Annotated in this window: 17 protein-coding genes and 1 pseudogene; 6 read left to right on the plus strand and 12 right to left on the minus strand. The window is 62.2% G+C overall.

Going from position 1 to position 22,294, the window contains the following annotated elements; genetic code table 11:
• Positions 1 to 1,162 precede the first annotated feature (1,162 nt).
• From ACVOMF_RS04910 to ACVOMF_RS04925, 4 genes are all read left to right on the plus strand, one after another.
• Positions 1,163 to 1,693 (plus strand): fimbrial protein, encoded by a 531-nt coding sequence (locus ACVOMF_RS04910; protein ID WP_481508264.1) that lies wholly within the window; start codon positions 1,163 to 1,165, stop codon positions 1,691 to 1,693.
• Positions 1,694 to 1,845: 152 nt separating this feature from the next.
• Positions 1,846 to 2,523 carry a fimbrial biogenesis chaperone gene (locus tag ACVOMF_RS04915; protein ID WP_481508294.1) on the plus strand — a complete coding sequence of 226 codons (678 nt, stop codon included), beginning with the start codon at positions 1,846 to 1,848 and terminating at the stop codon, positions 2,521 to 2,523.
• Positions 2,524 to 2,675: 152 nt separating this feature from the next.
• A complete protein-coding gene (locus ACVOMF_RS04920) occupies positions 2,676 to 5,168 on the plus strand; it encodes a fimbria/pilus outer membrane usher protein (RefSeq protein ID WP_481508265.1) in 2,493 nt (830 codons plus the stop codon).
• A gap of 8 nt (positions 5,169 to 5,176) precedes the next feature.
• On the plus strand, positions 5,177 to 6,238 hold the full coding sequence (locus tag ACVOMF_RS04925; protein ID WP_481508266.1) for a fimbrial protein: 1,062 nt from the start codon (positions 5,177 to 5,179) through the stop codon (positions 6,236 to 6,238).
• Between the two features lie 192 nt (positions 6,239 to 6,430).
• Here ACVOMF_RS04925 and ACVOMF_RS04930 read toward each other — a convergent pair whose 3' ends face one another.
• Entirely contained in the window at positions 6,431 to 6,874 is a 444-nt protein-coding gene (locus ACVOMF_RS04930; protein ID WP_481508267.1) for a helix-turn-helix domain-containing protein, read from the minus strand.
• Between the two features lie 78 nt (positions 6,875 to 6,952).
• Here ACVOMF_RS04930 and ACVOMF_RS04935 point away from each other — a divergent pair, with 78 nt between their 5' ends.
• Both ACVOMF_RS04935 and ACVOMF_RS04940 read left to right on the plus strand, forming a co-directional pair.
• Positions 6,953 to 7,444, plus strand: a complete 492-nt coding sequence (locus ACVOMF_RS04935) for a DUF2938 domain-containing protein (RefSeq protein WP_481508268.1) — start codon at positions 6,953 to 6,955, stop codon at positions 7,442 to 7,444.
• 1 nt (position 7,445) lies between these two features.
• Entirely contained in the window at positions 7,446 to 8,249 is an 804-nt protein-coding gene (locus tag ACVOMF_RS04940; protein ID WP_481508269.1) for a class I SAM-dependent methyltransferase, read from the plus strand.
• Positions 8,250 to 8,526: 277 nt separating this feature from the next.
• Here ACVOMF_RS04940 and guaA read toward each other — a convergent pair whose 3' ends face one another.
• From guaA to rlmN, 11 genes and pseudogenes are all read right to left on the minus strand, one after another.
• Entirely contained in the window at positions 8,527 to 10,092 is a 1,566-nt protein-coding gene (gene guaA, locus ACVOMF_RS04945; RefSeq protein WP_282272199.1) for a glutamine-hydrolyzing GMP synthase, read from the minus strand.
• Between the two features lie 104 nt (positions 10,093 to 10,196).
• Entirely contained in the window at positions 10,197 to 11,654 is a 1,458-nt protein-coding gene (guaB, locus tag ACVOMF_RS04950; RefSeq protein ID WP_481508270.1) for an IMP dehydrogenase, read from the minus strand.
• 241 nt (positions 11,655 to 11,895) lie between these two features.
• Positions 11,896 to 12,795 (minus strand): annotated as a pseudogene (gene folD / locus ACVOMF_RS04955) (bifunctional methylenetetrahydrofolate dehydrogenase/methenyltetrahydrofolate cyclohydrolase FolD).
• 62 nt (positions 12,796 to 12,857) lie between these two features.
• Positions 12,858 to 14,717, minus strand: a complete 1,860-nt coding sequence (locus ACVOMF_RS04960; protein WP_481508271.1) for a monovalent cation:proton antiporter-2 (CPA2) family protein — start codon at positions 14,715 to 14,717, stop codon at positions 12,858 to 12,860.
• A gap of 80 nt (positions 14,718 to 14,797) precedes the next feature.
• A complete protein-coding gene (moeB, locus tag ACVOMF_RS04965) occupies positions 14,798 to 15,937 on the minus strand; it encodes a molybdopterin-synthase adenylyltransferase MoeB (RefSeq protein ID WP_481508272.1) in 1,140 nt (379 codons plus the stop codon).
• Positions 15,938 to 16,153: 216 nt separating this feature from the next.
• A complete protein-coding gene (der, locus tag ACVOMF_RS04970; RefSeq protein WP_481508273.1) occupies positions 16,154 to 17,554 on the minus strand; it encodes a ribosome biogenesis GTPase Der in 1,401 nt (466 codons plus the stop codon).
• A 12-nt stretch (positions 17,555 to 17,566) separates the two neighbouring features.
• The gene (gene bamB, locus ACVOMF_RS04975; RefSeq protein WP_481508274.1) at positions 17,567 to 18,763 is read right to left on the minus strand and encodes an outer membrane protein assembly factor BamB; all 1,197 of its coding nucleotides are present in this window, start codon (positions 18,761 to 18,763) and stop codon (positions 17,567 to 17,569) included.
• Positions 18,763 to 19,404 carry a YfgM family protein gene (locus ACVOMF_RS04980; RefSeq protein WP_481508275.1) on the minus strand — a complete coding sequence of 214 codons (642 nt, stop codon included), beginning with the start codon at positions 19,402 to 19,404 and terminating at the stop codon, positions 18,763 to 18,765. The genes bamB and ACVOMF_RS04980 overlap by 1 nt, the downstream gene beginning before the upstream one ends.
• 55 nt (positions 19,405 to 19,459) lie before the next feature.
• Positions 19,460 to 20,299 carry a helix-turn-helix domain-containing protein gene (locus ACVOMF_RS04985; protein WP_481508276.1) on the minus strand — a complete coding sequence of 280 codons (840 nt, stop codon included), beginning with the start codon at positions 20,297 to 20,299 and terminating at the stop codon, positions 19,460 to 19,462.
• Between the two features lie 6 nt (positions 20,300 to 20,305).
• Positions 20,306 to 21,076, minus strand: coding sequence for a type IV pilus biogenesis/stability protein PilW (pilW, locus tag ACVOMF_RS04990; protein WP_481508295.1), 771 nt, complete (start codon positions 21,074 to 21,076; stop codon positions 20,306 to 20,308).
• Positions 21,077 to 21,083: 7 nt separating this feature from the next.
• Positions 21,084 to 22,289 (minus strand): dual-specificity RNA methyltransferase RlmN, encoded by a 1,206-nt coding sequence (gene rlmN, locus ACVOMF_RS04995; RefSeq protein WP_481508277.1) that lies wholly within the window; start codon positions 22,287 to 22,289, stop codon positions 21,084 to 21,086.
• Positions 22,290 to 22,294: the final 5 nt, after the last annotated feature.

Raw genomic sequence — 22,294 nt, forward strand, 5'->3', positions numbered from 1 at the left:
TACAGCAGGCGTGGCTGAAGTGAAAACCGTGTGTACGCGGTAGCGAAGGATAACGATTACAGCGCAGTGACACATTCCGATGGTGTCCAACATCCGGTGGCGCACAGAAGCGCAAGCGCATTTCCGCCGACCGAGATCACAATCCGACCCAACCCCATACGAGCAGGCACACGACAGCTGGAAACTGCACAGCTAGCGCACAACGCCTCACTCGACCACAACATAGCGGATGAGCTTGCTTCCGAGCCTTCTCTCCACGCCAGGACCGACACCCTGTCGCGCCTATTCATCTGCACCCCGAGCCGCACTGCGATCAAGTCTGCTTCTCAATTCCCGCGCGCCGGAACGTGAATACCCTGCCGTATCCACACGATCAACACTGGCATTCAAAAGCATTCCAAGGGCAGTTGCGAATGCGATCAGCGCAAATTCCCAGCAGCATCATCACTTTTCGCCGCCCACAGTCTGGGGAATACCTACAGCCTGGATCAGCGGGGAAACATAATATTTTCGACTCGGTTCCACGCTTCAAGGCATATCAGCACCACCAATCACAAGCACTCAATACACGGCCGGAGTATCCACTGCCAGCTTCGCTGGCAACTCCAAGCCAGGCATACAGCCCCTCTCTGTAACAGCGAGACGCCCGCAAGCGCACGAGGTGCGCATTCGAATTACCGAGCATTTGCGCTGAACAGCATGCCCCGCGCAAGTCCAATTCCATCGTGAGTTGACGATCAACTCCCCGCAGCCACGCCTCAACCTACGGGCTCTCTGGCTGAACAAAATCCATGTCATCGCCAATCAGCGCGATAGCGCAGGTTGGGCCTGATGCGTTGCGCTGGTCCGCCAAAGGCGAGGTGGCCACCCACAGTGGCCACCCACACAGGTCTTTGCTTCATCACGTAGTTGTTTCACCACCGCGCTTGCTCGCAGCACCTGGAGTGAGCCCCTCCCAACCACTCATGCAGAAAAACGCATGAGCCAACCCCCGCGCCTGCATCGCCGACGTCCGGGTACAGCCTGCTTCGCATCGCCGTCCTCGACTCGCGTTCTTTTCCACTGCTACCAATTGCGCTGCAGGCATCACCACGGTCAACCAACACTCCGCAGCAAACGCACGAGCAGTGTTGACGTCATCCGCAACAAACAGGAAAGACAAATGAACTTCATCAACACCAACGTCGCCAAGACTGCCGTATTGGCGCTTGCATTCTCCTGCCTGGCGGCACCTGCAGCGCAGGCCGCATCGGGCACCATCACCTTCAAGGGCGAGATCGTCCAGTCCACCTGCGACGTAAGCACGGCCAGTGTGGACCAGACCGTCACCATCGGTACTTTCCCGACCACCCTGTTCAAGGAAGCCGGCGATGTGTCGGCGCCCAAGAGCTTCAACATCGACATGGAAAACTGTGAAGCCGGCACCTACACGCTGCGCTTTGACGGCACCACGCCAGCCGGCCACCCGGAACTGCTTGCGGTAAGCAAGGCAACGGGCGTTGGCATTGAGATCCTGGACAACAACGACAAGGTATTCCCGATCAATCAGGACCTGGTGGACCCCGCACTGGTCACCGTTGCTGCCACCGGCAAGGCAAGCGTCAATCTGAAGGCGCGCTACAAGTCCTTCGAGAAGGACGTCGGTGCCGGCATCGCCGACGCGAACTCGACGTTCTCCATCGAGTACCGCTGATGCTGTCCGTGGGGCTGATCACGCGTTGTCGTTGCCAGCCCCGCGGCTTATCCGCGTGAGCGCCCGCCCCAACAGTGAACTCCATAGCAAGCCCGATGATTCTCATGCACGCCTCCAACTGCCCGCCGACGAAGTGGTGGATCGCCCTTGCCATGCTGCTCTGCCTGTCCTCACCCCATGCTGCTCATGCAGCGGTGCAAGTGCAGACCACGCGCGTTATCTATGACGCAAAGTCCGCCTCCGCCGCGATGACGCTTTCCAACAAAAGCAGCCTTCCCTACATGGTCCAGACCTGGCTGGACGACGGTGACGACTCCGCAGTCCCAAGCGACCTGCCAATGGTGATCACACCTCCACTGATGCAGTTGGCGCCAGGCGAGCAGGCAGTCGTCCGCACCATCTACGCCGGCAGCGGGCTACCAGCCGACAAGGAGTCGCTGTTGTGGATCAACGTGCAGGAAATCCCCCCAACTGCGGAAGCCAACAATGTTCTGCAGGTAGCCATCCGCACTCGCATCAAGCTGTTCTATCGACCGCCTGGCCTCGACCAGTCGCTGGATGAAGCCGCGCGCAGCTTGCAGTGGCGCACCGACGGCCAACGCTTGGAGGTTCGCAACAACAGTCCGATGCATATCACCTTCTCGCATCTGCAAGGCCGGGCAACCGCGGGCATCGGCAACGATATCGAGCTGGACATGATCGCGCCCGGCCAGACACTCACCGTGCCGCTGTCCAAGCTCGACCTTGGCAATGCCCAGTCGCTGCGTTTTGGCTACATCAACGACTACGGCGGCATCAGCGACGTCAACGATGTGCCATTCCGGTCCTGAGCCAAACTCCGATCCACTTCGCGATTTCCTTCATGCTTCGCAGAATCCGTGTAACGCCGCGGCGGGGAAGTGCTGCCCCTCGCTTGGCACCACTGGCGGTTGCCCTCAATGCATTCAGCATCGGCAGTGCAGCTGCTGCAGCAAACTTCAACATGGATTTTCTGCGCGCCGGCAGCAGCCAAGCGGATGTCGCCGCGCTATCCCGCCCCGGCGCAATCCTGCCCGGCACCTATCCATTCGCCATCTATCTCAATGGCAATGAGGTGGCTCGCGAAGAAATCGTGTTTGCGGCGTCCCCGTCCGGCCAGACCGAACCCTGCCTTTCGCGCGGCCGCCTCGAGCAGTGGGGCATCCGCCTGGAGGATGTGGAGAGTGATGCAGGCGACGCACCTGACTGCCTTGTACTTGCCCATTCCATTCCTGATGCACGCGTCAGCTACAACGGCAACCAGCAGCGCCTGGATCTACGTGTACCCCAGGTGCACCTGCTCAACCTGCCGCGCGGACATATTCCAAAGGCGCTGCGCGACCAGGGTATCAACGCGCTGCTGGTCGACTACGCACTCAATGGCGCGCACAACGACCACGAGCAGCAGCGCCGCGATGACTACTTTTTTGCATCGATCAACAGCACGCTCAATGCAGGCATGTGGCGCTTCCGCCATACCGCCAGTGCCAACCGATCAAACAATGACAGCCGAACGCACTGGACAACACAGGGCTTCCGTGCCGAGACCGACCTAGGGTCCTCGCACAGCAGGTTGACGTTTGGTGATACCTATACCGCACATGGGGTCTTTGACAGCGTGCGCTTTCGCGGCGTACAGATATCCAACGACGATGAGATGCTGCCTTACAGCCAGCGCAGCTATGCCCCCGTGGTGCGCGGCATCGCCGCCAGTAATGCACGTGTGGAAATCCGCCAGGACGGGAGCCTCATCTATGCATTGAACGTGGCCCCGGGTGCCTTCCAGATCGACGATATCGTACCCAATCGTCTGAGTGGCGAACTGGATGTCTCCATTGTCGAAGCCGACGGTTCGCTGCAACGTTACAAGCAATCCTTTTCCGCGGTCGAAAACATGCTGCGACCGGGCCTGGTGCACTACGAATTCAGCGGCGGCGAACTGCGCAATGGCTACGACCGCTACCAGCCGCGTTTTGTGCAGGCTACCGCAGCACGCGGACTGGCATCGGACACCACACCGTATGCCGGCCTGCTGTTGTCCGCCAACTACAGCGCTTTGGCGGTTGGTGCGGCCCAAAGCCTGGGCAAGTTTGGCTCGGCCTCCATCGATGTCATCCACGCCCGCACCCGGCTTGCCCAGGGCAAGGTCAGCAACGGCCAGAGTTACCGCTTCCTGTATTCAAAGTCGCTGAATGCACACGGCACCGAGTTCCGCCTCGTGGGTCATCGCTACTCCACCTCCGGCTATTACGACTTCGGCGATGCCTCTGCGGAGCGTGCGCAATGGCGCCACGGCTACTATGAAACCAGCTACGACGAGCAGATCGAATACCCCGATCACGCAGCGCCGTGGACGCAGCCGCGGCAGCATCTGATCCAAAGCCAGCGCTACCACAACAAACGCAACCGCCTGGAGATCGCGCTGAACCAGCGCATATCGGACGACTACTCGCTCAATGCCAGCTACAACAAGCAGGACTATTGGGGCGCCAGTGAACGAGAGCGCGAGCTGCAGCTGGGATTGAATGGCCGCTTGGGCGCCGTCAGCTTTGGCACCTACTTCAGGCACAGCCAAGGACGCTACAACCGCGTCGACCGTTCATTCGGGCTGACGCTTTCACTGCCGCTTGATCGCCCGGGACTGCGCCGCAGCAGCAGTTCTGCCTCCTACAGCCACTCACGCAATAGCGGTGCAAGCTACCAATCCGGGATGAATGGCTCGCTGCTGGATGGCGACCGGTTGGGATACGGGCTGAGCATTGGTAAAACCGATACCGGCAAGACCGGTTCTGCAAACCTGCGTTACATGGGCAGCAAAGGCATCGCCACGATCGGCGGCACGCTAGCTGACAGCTACTCCCAGATCAACTGGGGAATACGCGGCGGCTGGGTTCTGCACCGCAATGGCCTGACCTTCGCACAGTCGCTGCACCGTACCAATGTGCTGGTGCACGCCCAGGACGGAGCAGGCCTTGGCCTGGAGAATCAGTCCGGGGTCCGGCTGGACCGGCGGGGCTATGGCCTGGTCAGCGGTGTCAGCGCCTATCGCAGCAATCGGGTGGCCCTGCGCACTGATGACCTGGGCGCTGACATCGATGCCAGCAGGACTTCCAGAAACATTGTTCCAACCCGCGGTGCCTTGACGCGGGTGGACTTTGAAACCCGTCGTGGCATCAGCCTGATGATCCACCCCATCCTGGTCGAGGATATCCGCATCCCCCTCGGCGCCACGGTATTCGGCAACGATGGCCTGAGTCGCGGCATCGCCGGCCCCAATGGCGAGATCTTCGTCAGTGGCGTGCACCTGGGCGACCGGCTCTCCGTCCGCTGGGGCACGAGACCTGATCAGCGCTGTGAGATGCGCCCGGAGCAGATTCAGGCAAGCCCTTCCCACATGACCCTGCCCGGCTACCGGCGCATCGCTTTGCGCTGCGTTCCGCCAGGCCAATCACAATGAAACTCACGATGAAAAAAGCACTGCTCAAGGGATTTTCAGTATTGATGCTTCTGCTGGCGCTGCCAAACGCAGCCTGGGCCCTGTCCTGCAAGGAAGCCATGACACAGTCGCTCAACCAGATCATCACACTGCACGACGAGATCGTTATTTCCAAGGGTGACGCAGTTCGTGGCCGACTGTTGTGGCGTTCGGACGACTACACCGTGAGCTTCCGCTGCGTGGACGCGCAAGGCGCACCGCAAGGGGAGGACGCTTTCTTCTACTGGGACCCGGATAGAACCGTTGCACAGATCCATCCTTCGATCGAGGTTGGCGTGACCATCAAGCACGTCGACCACGACATCAACGGGGGCGGCCCCAGAATGCTGGCAGGCAGAGGAACCGTGCCACCAGCCAACCGCCCGAACTGCAAGATGTATTGGAACAACGCCAGGGCAAAGCGATGTGCAACTTCGATGGTGTTGAACGTTACCTTCTCCATCTACATCAAGGCGACAGGCAGCCCGCCACCTCAGAGCGGACAGATCAACAACTGGGGGGTCTACGATCTATTCCAGGTCGACGGCGAAGGTGGCCTGAACACCATACCCAACTCGAACTTCCGCGCAGGTGTTTCTGGACTTGGACAGATCCACTTCATCGCATGCAATCCGAGCATCACGATCATCGGGAATTCGGGAAGCATGGTGAATTTTGGCCGCATACCGGTTGCGGATATCAACAAAGGCAAGGTCCAGTCACAGGTCCCGTTCCAAATCCAGGTCGACATGACCCATCCCGGTGCGGGCAATGAATGCAGCAGTCGAATGCTGGTCGCCTCGATCAGCACCCTCAACATCGTCAAGGACGGCAGCATCATCGTGCCAAAGCTCAACGGCGGCTTCGGCATCGCGATATCCCAGGCAGATACGCCTGGCCACTTCATCCAGCTGAAGAAAGCCATCCCGCTCGGCCCCGTAAACAACACGCTGATGAACTATGACTTCCTGGCTTCGTTGATCTGGACCGACGACACCGCAAAGCCAGGGCCGTTCTCTGCCACGGCCACGGTCAATGTAACCTTCCGCTGAAGCCGGACAGGAAGCACCAACGACTGCAATGCGGACAGAAAGGTCTGCTGACATCAGCCTGGATCTTCTGCAGTCTCACCGCTTGGCGATGTTGAAGAACACCAGCAGTGTCGGCCGGACGAAGAAGTCGCGCATGCTGCCGGTAGCGTGCCCGCCTTCAGGGCAACACGCACTGAGCAAACGCCAAACCAATCAACTGCCGCCCCCCGGGCTGCGTCTTGTCGCCTTTGGCTTGGCCACGTCCTGCTTCAGTCGTCCAGCAGCGGCTGCCTTGAGCAGGCGCCGGAAACTCGGGCAATCAACGTGACTCACTGCAGGGCATGCAGCTGCATGGCGCAACCCCTCGCTCATCGCCCGCAAGCGCCTTACGGTCGCATCGATCTCGTCGGCCTTGGTCAGCAGCAACGCTCGATCAACCCGCGGAGGTCCGTGCGGGGAAAGCATGGCGTGGATCTCATCCAGCGACAGTCCGCCGGCCTGACCCAAGGCAATCAAGGCCAACTGGTCAAGCACGTCCGCCGCAAAGTGCCGCCGCCCACCCGCGCCACGATGTGCAACGATCAGTCCCTTGTTTTCGTAGAACCGCAGCGTGGAGGACGGCAGCCCCGTTCGCCTGGCGACTTCGGCGATGTCCATCGCAGACCCTTGACTTGAAGTTGACTTCAACTTTTAGCATGTCTTGGGAGACAGATGGGTCATTGCAGAGGAGCCAACATGACGTGGATGGATGTACTGCGGATGGTACTGGTTGGAATCGGGGCAACAATCGTGATGGATGCCTGGACCCAGACGCTCAAACGACTGGGCGTGGCCACACTCGACTACGCACTGCTCGGGCGCTGGGCCGGTCACCTGCGCGAGGGCACCTTCGCCCATCCCAGCATCAGGCATGCGGCGGCAATACCCGGCGAGCGGCTGCTTGGCTGGGGCATCCACTACGCCGTTGGCATCGCTTTCGCAGCCTTGCTGCTGGCGATTCAAGGCCCGTCCTGGTTGCATCGCCCCACCCTGCTACCCGCCTTGGCCGTAGGCGCAGCGACCGTAGCGGCACCGTTACTGGTGATGCAGCCTGCGATGGGTGCGGGGTTCTTGGCATCGAAGACGCCAACACCACTGAACAGCTGCCTGCGCAGCTTGTCCACGCATACGGTGTTCGGGCTGGGGCTCTATCTTTCAGCTACGCTGATCGTGTTCTTTGAGACCTGATATGACGACCAACGAAATCCGCTTTCGCGATGGCGCTACTTATGAGCGCTACATGGGTGTTTGGAGCCAGCTCGCCGGCGAGGTATTTCTCGATTGGCTAGCCCCGGCACCACAGCAGCATTGGCTTGACGTCGGCTGTGGCAACGGCGCTTTCACCGAGATGATCTCCGAACGCTGCGCGCCGGCGTCGCTGCATGGTGTGGACCCATCCAGCGAACAGCTCGCCTATGCGCAAGCCCAGCCAGCGCTGCAGGCAGCAGTGTTTGAACAAGGTGATGCGATGGCCCTGCCCTACCCGGCTTCTACCTTCGATGTCGCGGTGATGCCGTTGGTGATTTTCTTTGTCCCCGAACCTGCTCGCGGCGCGGCCGAAATGGCACGCGTGGTTCGTCCGGGCGGCAGCGTCGCCGCATACGCCTGGGACATGCCGGGTGGCGGATTCCCCTATGAGATGTTGCTGGCTGAGATGCGCGGGCTTGGCCATACCGTTCCGTCGCCGCCCAGTCCTGAGGCTTCGCGGATCGAGGTATTGCGGCAGTTGTGGAGCGACGCGGGCCTGGAGGCGATTGAAACCCGCGAAATCGACGTGTCCCGCACCTTCGCCGACTTCGAGGATTTCTGGTCCACGGCGCTCGGTGCGCCCAGCGTCGGCTCGACGCTAGCGGCAATGAGCGCCGGGGAGCACGCCTTGCTGAAGGATCGGATCAGTGCTCGTCTAGCAGCGGACACCGAAGGGCGTATCACTTGCCATGCTCGCGCCAATGCAGTGAAGGGTCGAGTGCCGGATCAGACTTACCCAGGGTGACGCAATTCCCGCATCGCGCTCAATGCAGCTGTCCTCAGGCAAAGCGCTGGCCTGTGGGAGCGACGTAAGCCGCGAAGCTGACGCTGTTCGATCTCTCCGGGCACCCGTGTCATCTGATGATGCGCTTGCTTCGCGGCTTACGCCGCTCCCACAAAAGAAAAATCCGATGCCAGAGGTCTGGCATCGGATTGCGGGTTGCTCAGTGGATGGCACCGCGCACTATGTGAACAACTGCCTTGTTATCGCCAGTTGCTACCGCGCCGTGCCACGCACTCCATCATTCCCACTCGATCGTCGCAGGCGGCTTGCCGGAGATGTCGTATACCACGCGCGAGACGCCACGCAGTTCATTGATGATGCGGTTGGAGACGCGGCCGAGGAAGTCGTACGGCAGGTGCGCCCAATGCGCGGTCATGAAGTCGATGGTCTCCACTGCGCGCAGTGCGATCACCCACTCATAGGCACGTGCATCGCCAACCACGCCAACCGACTTGACCGGCAGGAATACGGCAAACGCCTGGCTGGTCTTGTCATACAGGTCGGCGGCACGCAGCTCTTCGATGAAGATCGCGTCGGCCTTGCCCAGCAGCTCGGCGTACTCACGCTTCACTTCACCGAGGATGCGCACACCCAGGCCCGGGCCCGGGAACGGATGGCGGTAGACCATCGCGCGCGGCAGGCCGAGTTCGACGCCGAGGCGGCGCACTTCGTCCTTGAACAGCTCGCGCAGCGGCTCGACCAGCTTGAGCTTCATGTCTTCCGGCAGGCCGCCCACGTTGTGGTGGCTCTTGATGACGTGTGCCTTGCCGGTCTTGCTGCCGGCCGACTCGATCACGTCCGGATAGATCGTGCCCTGCGCCAGCCACTTGGCGTTGCTGAGCTTGTTGGACTCTTCATCGAAGATCTCGACGAACAGGTTGCCGATGATCTTGCGCTTGGCTTCCGGATCGCTGACGCCTTCCAGTGCCTTGAAGTAGCGGTCGGCGGCATTCACGCGCACGACCTTGACGCCCATGTTCTCGGCCATCATCTGCATGACCTGGTCGCCTTCCTGGAAGCGCAGCAGGCCGGTGTCGACGAAAACGCAGGTCAGCTGGGTGCCGATGGCCTTGTGCAGCAGTGCTGCGACCACCGAGGAATCAACGCCGCCGGACAGACCGAGGATCACTTCATCGCTGCCAACCTGCTCGCGCACGCGGGCGATCTGATCGTCGATGATGTTGGCCGCGGTCCACAGCGTGGCGCAGCCGCAGATATCGGTGACGAAGCGCTTCAGCAGTGCCGAGCCCTGCTTGGTGTGGGTCACTTCCGGGTGGAACTGCACGCCGTACCAACGCTTGTCTTCGTTGGCCATCGCGGCCACCGGGATGCGGTCGGTCACGGCAGTGATGGCGAAGCCCGGCGGCACGTGGGTGACGTGGTCGCCGTGGCTCATCCACACGTCCAGGCGCGGCTCGCCGTTGTGGTCGGACAGGCCACCCAACAGTGCGTCGTTGCCGAGCAGCTTGACCTCTGCATGGCCGAACTCGCGCTGGTCAGCCGCTTCGGTGCCACCGCCCAACTGCTTGGCCATGGTCTGCAGGCCGTAGCAGATGCCCAGCAGCGGCAGGCCGCTGTCGAACACTTCCTGCGGCGCAGCCGGCGCGCCGGGCAGCGTGGTGGTTTCCGGGCCGCCGGACAGGATGATGCCCTTGGCACCAAAGGCGGCGATCTCGGCCGGATCGTGGTCCCATGCCCAGATTTCGCAGTACACACCGAACTCGCGGATGCGGCGCGCGATCAGCTGCGTGTACTGTGCGCCGAAATCGAGGATGAGGATCTTGTCGTTATGGATGTTGGTCATAAAGCCCGGCAAGTGATCAATGAAAACGGGAGTCGATGCAAAACAAATGGCGGATAGAGAAAGAGGAACGGGACCAGGTCCACGTTCCTCTTCTGCTTACCGCATCAAGCGCGGTAGTTCGGCGGCTCTTTGGTGATCTGCACGTCGTGGACGTGGCTCTCACGTTGGCCGGCACCGCTGATCTTGACGAAGTTCGGCTTGGTGCGCATTTCTTCGATGGTGGCGCAGCCCACATAGCCCATGGTCGCACGCAGGCCACCGATGAGCTGGTGGATGATGCCGCCAACCGGGCCGCGATACGGCACACGACCTTCGATGCCTTCCGGCACCAGCTTGTCGGCGGTGGCGGCGTCCTGGAAGTAACGGTCCTTGGAACCCTTCTCCATCGCAGCCAGCGACCCCATGCCACGGTAGCTCTTGTAGGAGCGGCCCTGGAACAGTTCGGTTTCGCCCGGCGATTCCTCGGTGCCTGCGAGCAGGCCACCGATCATCACCGTCGACGCACCAGCGGCCAGCGCCTTGCCGATGTCGCCGGAGTAACGGATGCCACCGTCGGCGATCAGCGGAATGCGATCCTGCAGCGCTTCGGCAACCAGGTCGATCGCGGTGATCTGCGGCACGCCAACACCCGCGACAACGCGCGTGGTGCAGATCGAACCCGGGCCGATACCGACCTTGACCGCATCGGCGCCACAATCCAGCAATGCCAGAGCAGCGTCGCCGGTGCAGATGTTGCCGCCGATGACCTGTACGTTCGGGAAGTTCTTCTTCACCCAACGCACGCGGTCCAGCACGCCCTGCGAATGGCCGTGCGCGGTGTCGACCACCAGCACGTCCACGCCGGCGGCGACCAGCGCTTCGACGCGGCGATCAGTGTCACCACCAACGCCGACCGCAGCACCAACCAGCAGGCGCGTTGCGGCGTCCTTGGCAGCGTTGGGGTTGTCGCTCTTCTTCTGGATGTCCTTGACCGTGATCAGGCCGCGCAGTTCGAACGCGTCGTTGACCACCAGGACTTTTTCGATGCGGTTCTTGTGCAGCAGCGACAGGACTTCGTCCGAGGCCGCGCCTTCCTTCACCGTGACCAGGCGATCCTTCTTGGTCATGATGTGGCGGACCGGATCGTCCAGCTCGGTTTCAAAGCGCATGTCACGGTGGGTGACGATGCCGGCCAGCAGGCCATCGCTGCCAACCACCGGCACGCCGGAGATGTTGTGCGCCTGGGTCAGGGCCAACACGTCACGGATCGTGGTTTCCGGACCAACGGTGATCGGGTCGCGGATGACGCCGGATTCGAACTTCTTGACCTTGGCCACTTCGGCAGCTTGCTGCTCGACGGTCAGGTTCTTGTGCAGGATGCCGATGCCGCCGATCTGGGCCATGGCGATGGCCAAGCGAGCTTCAGTGACGGTATCCATGGCGGCCGAGACAATCGGCAACTTCAACCGCAGGTCGCGCGTCAGCCGCGTGCCGAGGTCAACGTCCTTAGGCAGAACGATGGAGTGAGCGGGGACGAGGGAAACGTCATCGTACGTTAGTGCTTCAGCCTGGATGCGCAGCATCGGCGTGCCCGGTAGATGTGGGGAAGCGCGACATTTTACCCTTATTTGCCCGCCGATGTCAGGGGGCAAGTGCGACGCAGTGTCGCGCTGGCGGGGAGGTGTTCAGGGATCACGCCCTGTAGTGCCGAGCCATGCTCGGCAGGAGCGTTACAGCGAAAGTCCCTTGCCGAGCATGGCTTGGCACTACGCTGATGCTGTACGGGGAAAGCCTCTGCCGAGCACGGCTCGGCACTACAGGAGCTTAGAACTTCAACCCCTCGGCGCTGGCCTCGGCCGCCTCGATCGTGTTCTGCATCAGCGTGGCCACCGTCATCGGGCCAACACCGCCCGGCACCGGGGTGATCCAACTGGCGCGCTGCGCTGCCGCTTCAAAGCCGACATCGCCGACCAGGCGGCCATCGTCCAGGCGGTTGATGCCGACATCGATCACCACCGCGCCCGGCTTCACCCATTCACCCGGAATCAACTGCGGGATGCCTACTGCGACGACCAGGATGTCAGCGTTGCGCACGGCCTGTTCCAGCACGTCCTTGGGGGTGAACTTGTGGCAGCTGGTCACCGTGCAACCGGCGATCAGCAGCTCCAGCCCCATCGGCCGGCCGACATGGTTGCTGACACCAACGATGGTGGCATTGCGGCCACGCACCGGTTGGTCGGTATGGCCGAGCAGCGTGGTGATGCCGCGCGGCGTGCACGGGCGCAGGCCGAACTCGCGCAGCACCAGGTGACCCACGTTCTGCGGGTGGAAACCATCCACGTCCTTGCGCGGATCGATGCGCTGGATCAGGCGGTTGGCATCGGGGATGCCCGGCAGCGGCAGCTGGATCAGGATGCCGTGGATCTTGGGATCAGCGTTGAGCTGATCGATCAGCTCCAGCAACTGGGCCTAACTGGTACCTTCCGGCAGATCGTAGTCGAAGGCTTCGATGCCGACCTTTTCGGCCGCGCGACGCTTGTTGCGCACATACACCGAAGACGCCGGGTCACCGCCCACCAACACCACCGCCAGACCGGGCCGGGCGCCACCAGCGGCCAGGCGGGCGTCGACGCGCACCTTCAAATCGTCGAGCAGTTCCTCGGCGATGCGGCGGCCATCAAGGATGCGGGAGGTCTGCGTGGAGGCGTCGGCGAGGACAGTCATGGGGTATGGCGGTGAACACGGGGGCGGCTATTGTCCCTGATTCCGGCCACCGCCACACCTTGTCATGGCCCTGTCGCCCCGCCTGAATCGGCGGCGACCGGCTCCCCTGCCCCGGCAATGGCGTCAGGATTGAGCGGACGCGCTTCACGCCGCGGCGGGGTGAACGGCGTCGGCGTCGGTGCTCCGGGCGTATTGCGGTACATCAGCCCGGTGTCAGCCTGCAGCCCGCCGCCGGCCATTTCCAGCTCAAAACGTTCGGCATCGCGTCGGCGGATTTCGCGCGCGACCACATCAGCCTCGTCCTCATCCACACCCAGCTGCATCAGCGCCGCGCGACCAAACTCCACCGCCGACTCGAAGGTTTCACGGATCTGGAAATCCACGCCGGCATGAATCAATGACAGCGAATGCTCGCGGTCGAACGAGCGCACCAGCAGCTTGGCCAGCGGGAACTCATGTCGCACCAGCTCGACGATGCGATCCGCAGCTGCGCGGTCATCCACGCAGACCGCGATTGCGCGAGCGGTCTCGGCACCGGAGGCGCGCAGCACATCCAAGCGAGTGCCATCGCCGTAGTAGATCTTGAATCCGAACCGCGTAGCGCTGCGGATCATGTCGATATCGTTGTCGATGATGGTCACGTCCACATCGCGCGCCAGCAGCGATTGGCTGGACACCTGGCCGAAGCGCCCGAAACCGATCACCAGCACGCTGCCCGTGAGCCCGTCGGCCGCATCCACATCGTCGACGGAGACCTGCCCTTCCTTTACCAGCAGCCGATAGACCAGCATGCACAGCGGCGTCAGCGCCATCGACAGCACCACCACCGCGGTGAGGTTGGCATTGACCTTGGCATCGATCACGCCGGTAGTCGCGGCGGCGGCAAACAGAACGAAGGCGAACTCGCCGCCCTGCGCCATCAACACGCCACGGTCCAAGGCCTGCCGATGATCACTGCCCATCACCCGCGCCACGCCGTAGATGCAGATCGCCTTGGCCAGCATCATCGCCGGCACCAGCAACGCGATCACCTTCCAGTTGGCCGCCACCACCGACAGGTCCAGGGCCATGCCAACGCTGAGGAAGAACAGGCCAAGCAGGATGCCGCGGAACGGCTCGATATCCGCTTCGATCTGATGCCGGAAGGTGGATTCGGACAGCAGCACGCCGGCCAGGAACGCCCCCATCGCCATCGACAGCCCGCCGAGCTGCATCAACAGTGCCGCACCCAGCACAACCAGCAACGCCGCCGCCGTCATCACCTCACGCGCCTTGGCAGCAGCCAGGATGCGGAACAAGGGGTTGAGCAGATAGCGCCCTACCAGCACCAGACCAACAATGGCGCCCGCACCGATGGCGATGCTTGCCCAACGCGAACCTTCGTGCGCCCCGATCTGCGCCGGTGCCATCCACGCAACCACGGCCAGCAGCGGCACGATCAACAGGTCTTCAAACAGCAGGATGGAAACAATCTTCTGCCCGGATGGCAGGGTCAGGTCACCGCGCTCCCCCAACAGCTGCATCACCACCGCAGTGGAGGTCAGCACGAAACCAGCGGCAGCGATGAAGGCGATCTGCGGGCGGTAGCCGAACAGGATCGCGACGCCGGTCAGCACCAGCGCACAGGTCACGATCTGCGCCGTGCCCAGACCAAAGATCTCGCCACGCAGGCTCCAAAGATGTGACGGCCGCATTTCCAGGCCGATCACGAACAGGAACATCACCACGCCCAACTCGGCCACATGCAGGATGGCCTGTGGATCAGAGAACCAGCCAAATCCAAACGGGCCAATGGCCAGGCCGGCAACGAAGTAGCCCAGCACCGAGCCCAGGCCGAGGCGCCTGAACAAGGGCACAGCCACCACCGCAGCGCCCAACAGGGCAACTACCTTTACCAATTCCTGCGAGGATTCCGCTGCCATGCCACATTACCTTGTAATCGCCCAGGTGAACGATAAAGCAAAAAAGCTGCAGAACCGATCAGCGCCTACGGCATTTCACCTCATGGCGAATGCGAACAGAACGCTGCGTAGTCGATATATCCGGGGAATGGCACGCCAGGGGCACACAACGGACAGGCCGGGTCGGCATGCACGCGGGTTTCGCGGAAGCGCATCTGCAGGGCATCGAAGCGCAGCAGACGCCCGGTCAACGGTTCGCCAATATCCAGCAGCAGCTTCAACACCTCGGTTGCCTGCATCACCCCCGCCAGCCCCGGCAACACGCCCAGCACGCCGGCCTCGGAACAGTTGGGGGCGAATTCAGGCGGTGGCGGCTCCGGGAACAGGCAGCGGTAGCACGGTGCAACACCGCGCTGGCGACCGGCATCGAACACGCTCACCTGCCCGTCAAAGCGCTCGATGGCGGCGTAGACCAAGGGCTTGGCGTGCTTGATGCAAGCATCGTTGAGCAGGTAGCGCAGCGGAAAGTTGTCCGAGCCATCCAGCACCACGTCCACGTCCTGCAGCAGGGCATCGATATTGGCCGAGGTGACACGCTCGGTGATCGCCTCGACGCCGATGTGCGGATTCAAGGCCAACAGGCGCTGCCGTGCGGAGTCTACCTTGGCTGTACCCAAGGCCGCTTCGGTGTGGATGATCTGCCGCTGCAGGTTGCTGCGCTCGACCACGTCGTCGTCGACGATACGCAGCCTGCCCACCCCTGCTGCGGCGAGATAGAACGCCGCCGGAGCGCCAAGCCCACCCGCACCCAGCACCAGCACCCTGGATTGTTGCAAACGGCGCTGGCCAGCTTCGCCTACCTGCGGCAGCAGCAGGTGCCGCGAGTAACGGTCGTAGAAGTCGCGCTCGCCGGCATCCAGCATCGGCTGGACCAAGGGCAAACCCGCAGTCCGCCACGCAACCGTGCCTCCACTCACCGAAGACAGATCGGTGTAGCCGGCGTCCTGCAGCGCCAGCGCGGCGTCGGCCGAGCGCTTGCCGCTCTGGCAGATCAGCAGGATCTCGCGCTCGGGGGCTGGCAGGTGCAACGCAGGACTGGCCAGCAGCGCTGCCTTTGCAATGCCGATTGCGCCTTCGGCCATGCCGCCTGCCCGCTCGTGCACCTCGCGCACGTCGATCAGCAATGCGCCATCTGCGTGGCGGGCACGGGCCTGTTCCGGGGTCAGTTCGCGGATGCTCATGGCTGGATTATCGGCCAAACAGGGGTGGACGACAGAAGTGTCTTTGAGCTTTGGGCTTCTTGAGCTCGTCATTCCCGCGCAAGCGGGAATGGCAGAACCCTTGCTCGGCGACTTCGACCAAACCGAGCACCTTACCCCGCGCCAAAACCAAAAGCGGCCTTTCGGCCGCTTTTGTCTACATCACTCAGTACGCTTGAACCGCGCTCCGGGCCTGAATCACTTCCTGCCCTTGACGTGCTTCATCAGACGCCGCTTGGCCTTGACCTGACGGTCCGTCAACACGTTCTTCTTGCCCTCGTACGGGTTGGCACCCTCACGGAACAGGAAGGTCACCGGCGTACCCACCAGCTTGAAACGCTTGCGGAAGAAGTTTTCCAGATAGCGCTTATACGAATCCGGCAGCTCCTTCAGGCGCGTACCGTGCACGATGAAGGTCGGCGGATTGCTGCCACCCGGGTGCACATAACGCAGCTTGGAGACATGACCACGGATGCTCGGCGGCGGATTGGTCTCATAGGCGATTTCCAGCGCCTTGTTGACCTCGGCCGTGCTGAACTCGTGCGTTGCGGAGGCATGTGCCCGGTGAATCGCCTTGAACAACTCGCGCAGGCCCGAGCCATGCAGCGCGGAAATCCGCACGTTCTCGGCCCACGGCACGAAGCCCAGCTTCAGCGACAACAGGGTTTCAGCCTGCTGCTTGTCATACTCGCTCAGGCCGTCCCACTTGTTGATCGCAATGACCAGGGCACGGCCAGCGTCCAACACCGCACCCAGCACGCTGGCGTCCTGGTCGGTCACGCCTTCGTGGGCGTCCAGCAACAGCACCGCCACCTGGCATTGCTCGATCGAGCGCAGCGTTTTGACCACGCTGAACTTCTCGACCACTTCGTCCACGCGCGACTTGCGACGCAAACCGGCGGTGTCGATCAAACGGTACAGCTGATCGTCGCGCTCCAGATCAACCGCGATCGAATCGCGGGTGGTACCGGGCACTTCCGAGGCGATCATCCGCTCCTCACCGAGGATGCGGTTCACCAGCGTCGACTTGCCCACATTGGGGCGGCCAACGAAAGCAATGCGGATGCGGTTCGGATCGTTATCCAGGGTCTCGGCCGTGCCTTCTTCCGGCAGGCGTCCGACAACCTCTTCAACCAGATCATCGATGCCCTGCCGATGCGCGGCAGAGACAGTCAACATCTCGCTGAAGCCATAACGGGAAAACTCCGAACGAACGGCATGTTCGTCCGTACCGTCGATCTTGTTGATCAACAGCAAGGTAGGCCGCGCAAGCTTGCGCAGCCAAGACAGGATCTCGTCATCCAGGGCCGACGTGCCATCACGCGCGTCAACAACAAATACGATCAGATCCGCCTCACCGGCGGCGGCACGGGCTTGGCGCGCAGTGGCGCCAGCCAGCCCTTCCTCTTCACCGGCGATACCACCGGTATCGACGATCAGGAAGGGATTGTCCTCATCTAGACGGCAAACACCGTAATTGCGATCGCGGGTAACACCCGGCTGGTCATGCACCAGCGCATCGCGCGTACGGGTCAACAGATTGAAAATGGTGGACTTACCGACGTTCGGTCGTCCAACCAGGGCGACCAAAGGCAGCATCGCTATGACTCCTTATTGGGCCAACCGGAATGCGGTCAGCTTTCCATCAACGTTCTGCACCAGCAGGATGCCGTCAGCGACGACCGGCTGCGCCAGCAGAGCATCACCACCGCTCTTCTCACGCGCTGCCAACTCGCCATCGCTCAACCGCAGCCAATGCAGATATCCCTTGTAGTCCCCCACCACGGCATAGTCGCCCTGGATGGCGGCACCGGTCAGCGAGCGGCGCGCCAGCGCCTGCTGTGACCACATTGCCGAGCCGGAGGTCTTGTCCAGCCCGTACACCACACCCTTGCCATCGGTGACCACGACATTGCCCGAGGACACCGCAACACCACCGCCACCGCCGTGGTCACGCGACCACATGGGACGACCGGTCGGGCCTTCAATGGCCATGGTTTCGTTCTTGAAGCTGGTCACGTACAGCGTGTTGCCTTCCAGAACCGGCGCGCCATCAATGTCAGCCATGCGCTCCAGTTCGGTACGGCCTTCCGGCGTACCCACCATCTGTTCCCACAACGGGCGGCCATCCTGCATTGCCAACGCGGCGACGGTGCCGTCGTCGTTGCCGATAAACAATACACCCGGACCAGCCACGACCGGCGCGTTGCCACGCACGGTCAAGGACGGCAGTTCCTGCGAGTTGAACCAGCGCTGCTCGCCCGTTGCCGCATCAAGTGCGGTGGTGCGGCCATCGTTGCTGCGCACGAACACCAGGCCCTGGGCAACGGCTGGAGCGGCAATCACTTCGCCGGTGACCTTGGACTTCCACTTTTCACTGCCATTGGCCGCGTCCAGCGCAATCACCTGCCCGTCCAGCGTACCGATCACCACCAAGCCATCGCCAACGCCCGGACCACCGGAAAGACGCAGCTTGGGCTTCTTCTTTTCCTTGGCCGGGCTGTATTCCCAGATTTCCTTGCCAGTCTGCAGGTCCAGCGCATGCACGCCGCCCTGCACCGCTGCCGCATATACGCGACCATCGGCCACGATCGGCGCCTGACGCAGACCGATACGGCCTTCGCCCTTGCCAACGTTTGCCGACCAGATCTTGTTGACCTTGGCAGTCGGCTCGAACTTGGTCAGTTCAGCCGGCTCCAGCGCCTTCTTGGCCGCCGCGTCCTTGCCTGCGAACCAACCCTTGACGGTGGAACAGCCGGTCAATGCCACTGCCATCAAGGCAATGCCTGCAACTTGCTTGAACTTCATCAATTCTTCTCCGCTGCAGGATCAGCCACGGTGCCGCCGGCGTCCATCAATTTGGTTTCCAGCAAGCGGCGCTGCGGTGCAGCCACGTCCAGCTTGGCCAGCGCTTGGGTGTACAGCTCGCGCGCTTCATCACGCTTGCTCTGCGCCATCAGGGCGTCGGCACGGATCTCCAGACCCGCACTGTCGTCGGCCTTGCCCAACAAGGCGGCAGCGTCCTGCGGCTTACCGGTTTCAATCAGCAGACGCGCAATGCGCTGGTCGATCAAGGCCTTGAACTCGCCCTCGGTCTTGAGCGCACGCAAGGTCTTGATCGCGTCCTCGTACTTGCCCGCTTCAACCTGGGCCTTGGCCAGTTCCAGCGATGCCAGATCGGCATAGATGCTGGCCTTGCTGCCACCCAGTGCCGCGACCTCCTTGGCCGCCTCGTCCAGATTCTTGGACTGCAGGCTGCGGGAGACAGCTTCGTAACGGACGTTGGCCTCGGCAAGCTTGCCGACCTGTTCTTTCTGCCACCACTGCCAACCGGCAATAGCGCCAATGCCGAGAACTACTCCGCCGAGAATTCCGGCGCCATTCTTGCGCAGCCACGTGCGGACACGTTCGCTTTGTTCGTGCTCGTCGAGCAGGTCGTCAATCGCCATGCGTACTCTCGCTCACCCTGGCGGGGAGCCTTGTTGTTTTGTCAGACGCCTGGTTTCAGTGTGAAACCGGCGCCACGGAGCCTTCAGAGGATACCGTAAAGCGGGCCACATTGCCGCGCTTGTAAGGAGCCAGGTCGACGTTACCCGCCGCCTGCTGAACCTCAACCTCGGCTGCATTGCCCAGCACCATGCGCCCCACCTGACCTGCTGCGAAGCTACGACTTTCACCGGCGCGTATCAGGGCTTTTTCGACGGTCGTGCCATCTGGAGCGGTGATATCCACCCAGCTGTCACCCTTGAAACTCAGGGTCAATGCCGACGGAGCGGTAGTGACGGGACGCGCCATGGGAGCCATCGAGGCAATGTAGGGGCCAGTATCGGGCGCCGGCACTGCAGCTGCAGCCTGAACAGGCGCGACCGACTGCCCGGCAACCGCTGCCGCCGGTGATGGCACCACGTCCAACGAAGCCGTACTGGGCGGGGCGCTATTGGAATTGCCGCTGATCACATACCAGACCGGCACCGCCAGCACTGCCGTGATCACCACATAAACCGCTCGGCGCCCGATACTCTCGGCCGCCCGCCGCAGTCGCGGGGTATGCGTATGACTGACCAGCTTGGGCGGCTCGATCGGTGCGATCCGCGCCTGTTCCAGCAAGCCCCCCAGATCAACCTTCAGCAAGCGCGCGTAACTACGCAGCTGACCGCGCACGAATACCGATGCACCCAAACGCGACCATTGCTCATCCTCCAGCGCGGCAACTACCTGCTGAGGCATGCGCAGCTGGGCAGCAACCTGATCCAAGGACAAGCCGGCAGCCTCTCGCGCCCTGCGCAGCTGCTCACCACAACCCACTACACCATCTAAAGCATTTACACCCGGATCATTGATCACAATGCATCAGCCTTGGGGATTCGAGGTTGCTGGCGAAGGAAACTCTTCGCGCAACCGCTGCTGGAACCGACCGGCAGCCGTCCTGTCGCCGAGTCGCTCTTCAATCTGAATGGCAAGTTGTAACACGGAAACCGTGGCTGGCGCAGCCGCCAAACGCCGCTGGTAGAAGGCCCTGGCCTCAAAATAGCGACCGTGCAGCACTTCATTGCGGGTCATGGCCTCAAGCGCATAAGCATTATCCGGTGCCAACGCCAGTGCCTGGCGAAGATTGTCCTCGGCCCGTTCGCGCTGCCCAGCATCCAGTGCGCAGCCGCCAGCATTGGCCAAGGCGTCTGCGCGCCCGCCATAGTTCGGATCAGCCAAGGCCCGATCAAACCAGACCAAGGCCTCTGCCGGGTGGCCGCTACCACACAGCCAAGCCCCGTAATTATTGAGTACATCGCCCTGCTGCGGGCCCAGTTCGGCCGCCTTGCGGTACAGCGCACCCGCAGCCTCGGCGTTACCCTTCTGCCCCTCGACCACCGCCTGCATGGTGTAGGCGTCAGGCAATCCAGGCTCCAGCTTCTGTGCTGAGCGCGCGAACTGCAGCGCTTCCTCCAGCTGGCCACGGCCAAAACGGTCGCCGGACAACCTCAGGAATTCCTGATACCGCATCCGCTTGTTCGCGCCCTTGTCCTGCTTGATGCTGTAGTCCGGCGCTACCGATTCGGCGCCGGTAATTTTGAGATTACCCCGCCCGCACGCTGCAATGAGCGCAACCAGCGCCAACAGCAACAACCAGCGATCAGGCGACCGCATCCCCGCCTTCCTGTTCCTGCAGCAGACGATTGAACTCGGCCTGGCGACGGGTACGATCCATGACCTGGCCCTTGAGCTGGCCGCAGGCAGCATCGATGTCGTCGCCACGCGTACGCCGCACCATGGTCAGCACCTGTGAATCCAGCAGGATCTTCTGGAACGCCCGGATCTGCTCTTCGTCCGAGCGCTCATAGCGCGTGCCCGGGAACGGGTTGAACGGAATCAGGTTGACCTTGCCCGAGTCCTTGGCCTGCACCGCGTTGTCAAACTGGCGCATCAGCCGCGCCAGCTGGCGGGCATGCTCAGGCTGGTCGTTGATGCCCTTCATGAGGGTGTATTCGAAGGTCACCGAATCGCGCTTCTTGTTGCCGCGCAGGTAGCGCGCGCAGGAAGCCATCAGCTCGGCAATCGGGTATTTCTTGTTGAGCGGCACCAGCGTCTCGCGCAGTTCGTCGTTAGGCGCATGCAGCGACACGGCCAGCGACACATCGCTCTCGACCGAGAGGCGATCGATCTGCGGCACCAGGCCCGAGGTCGACAGGGTCACGCGCTTGTTGGCCAGGCCGTAACCCAGATCATCGCGCATGATGCTCATTGCGCGGATGACGTTGTCAAAATTCATCAAAGGCTCGCCCATGCCCATCATCACCACATTGGTGAGACGACGCATCTGGTGCGGCACGTTGCCCAGGTGGCGTGCGGCAACCCACACCTGGCCGATGATTTCGGCGGTGGTCAGGTTGCGGTTGAAGCCCTGGGTAGCAGTCGAACAGAAGGTGCAGTTCAAACCACAGCCAACCTGCGAGGACACGCACAGCGTGCCGCGGGTCTTATCCGGGATGTAGACGGTTTCGATGGCGTTCTTGCCATCCACGCCCATCGCCAGCAACCACTTGTGGGTGCCGTCGGCGGAGGGTTTGTCGAACACGATGTTCGGGACGACGACCTCGGCATGCTGCTGCAGCTTGGCGCGCAGCGACTTGCCGAGGTCGGTCATCTGATCGAAATCGGTGACGTAGCGATGGTGGATCCACTTCATCACCTGGTGGGCACGGAACTTCTGCTCGCCGAGGGTTTCGACGAAGAACTTTTCCAGGCCCGCGCGATCAAGGTCGAGCAGGTTCTGCTTGCCAGCGGTGGCTGCCGTTTTCGGCAACGGCTGGATGGCGGGTGTCTGTACGACCTCGTTCACGACTT

It is taken from the genome of Stenotrophomonas sp. STEN022 (assembly GCF_056760155.1).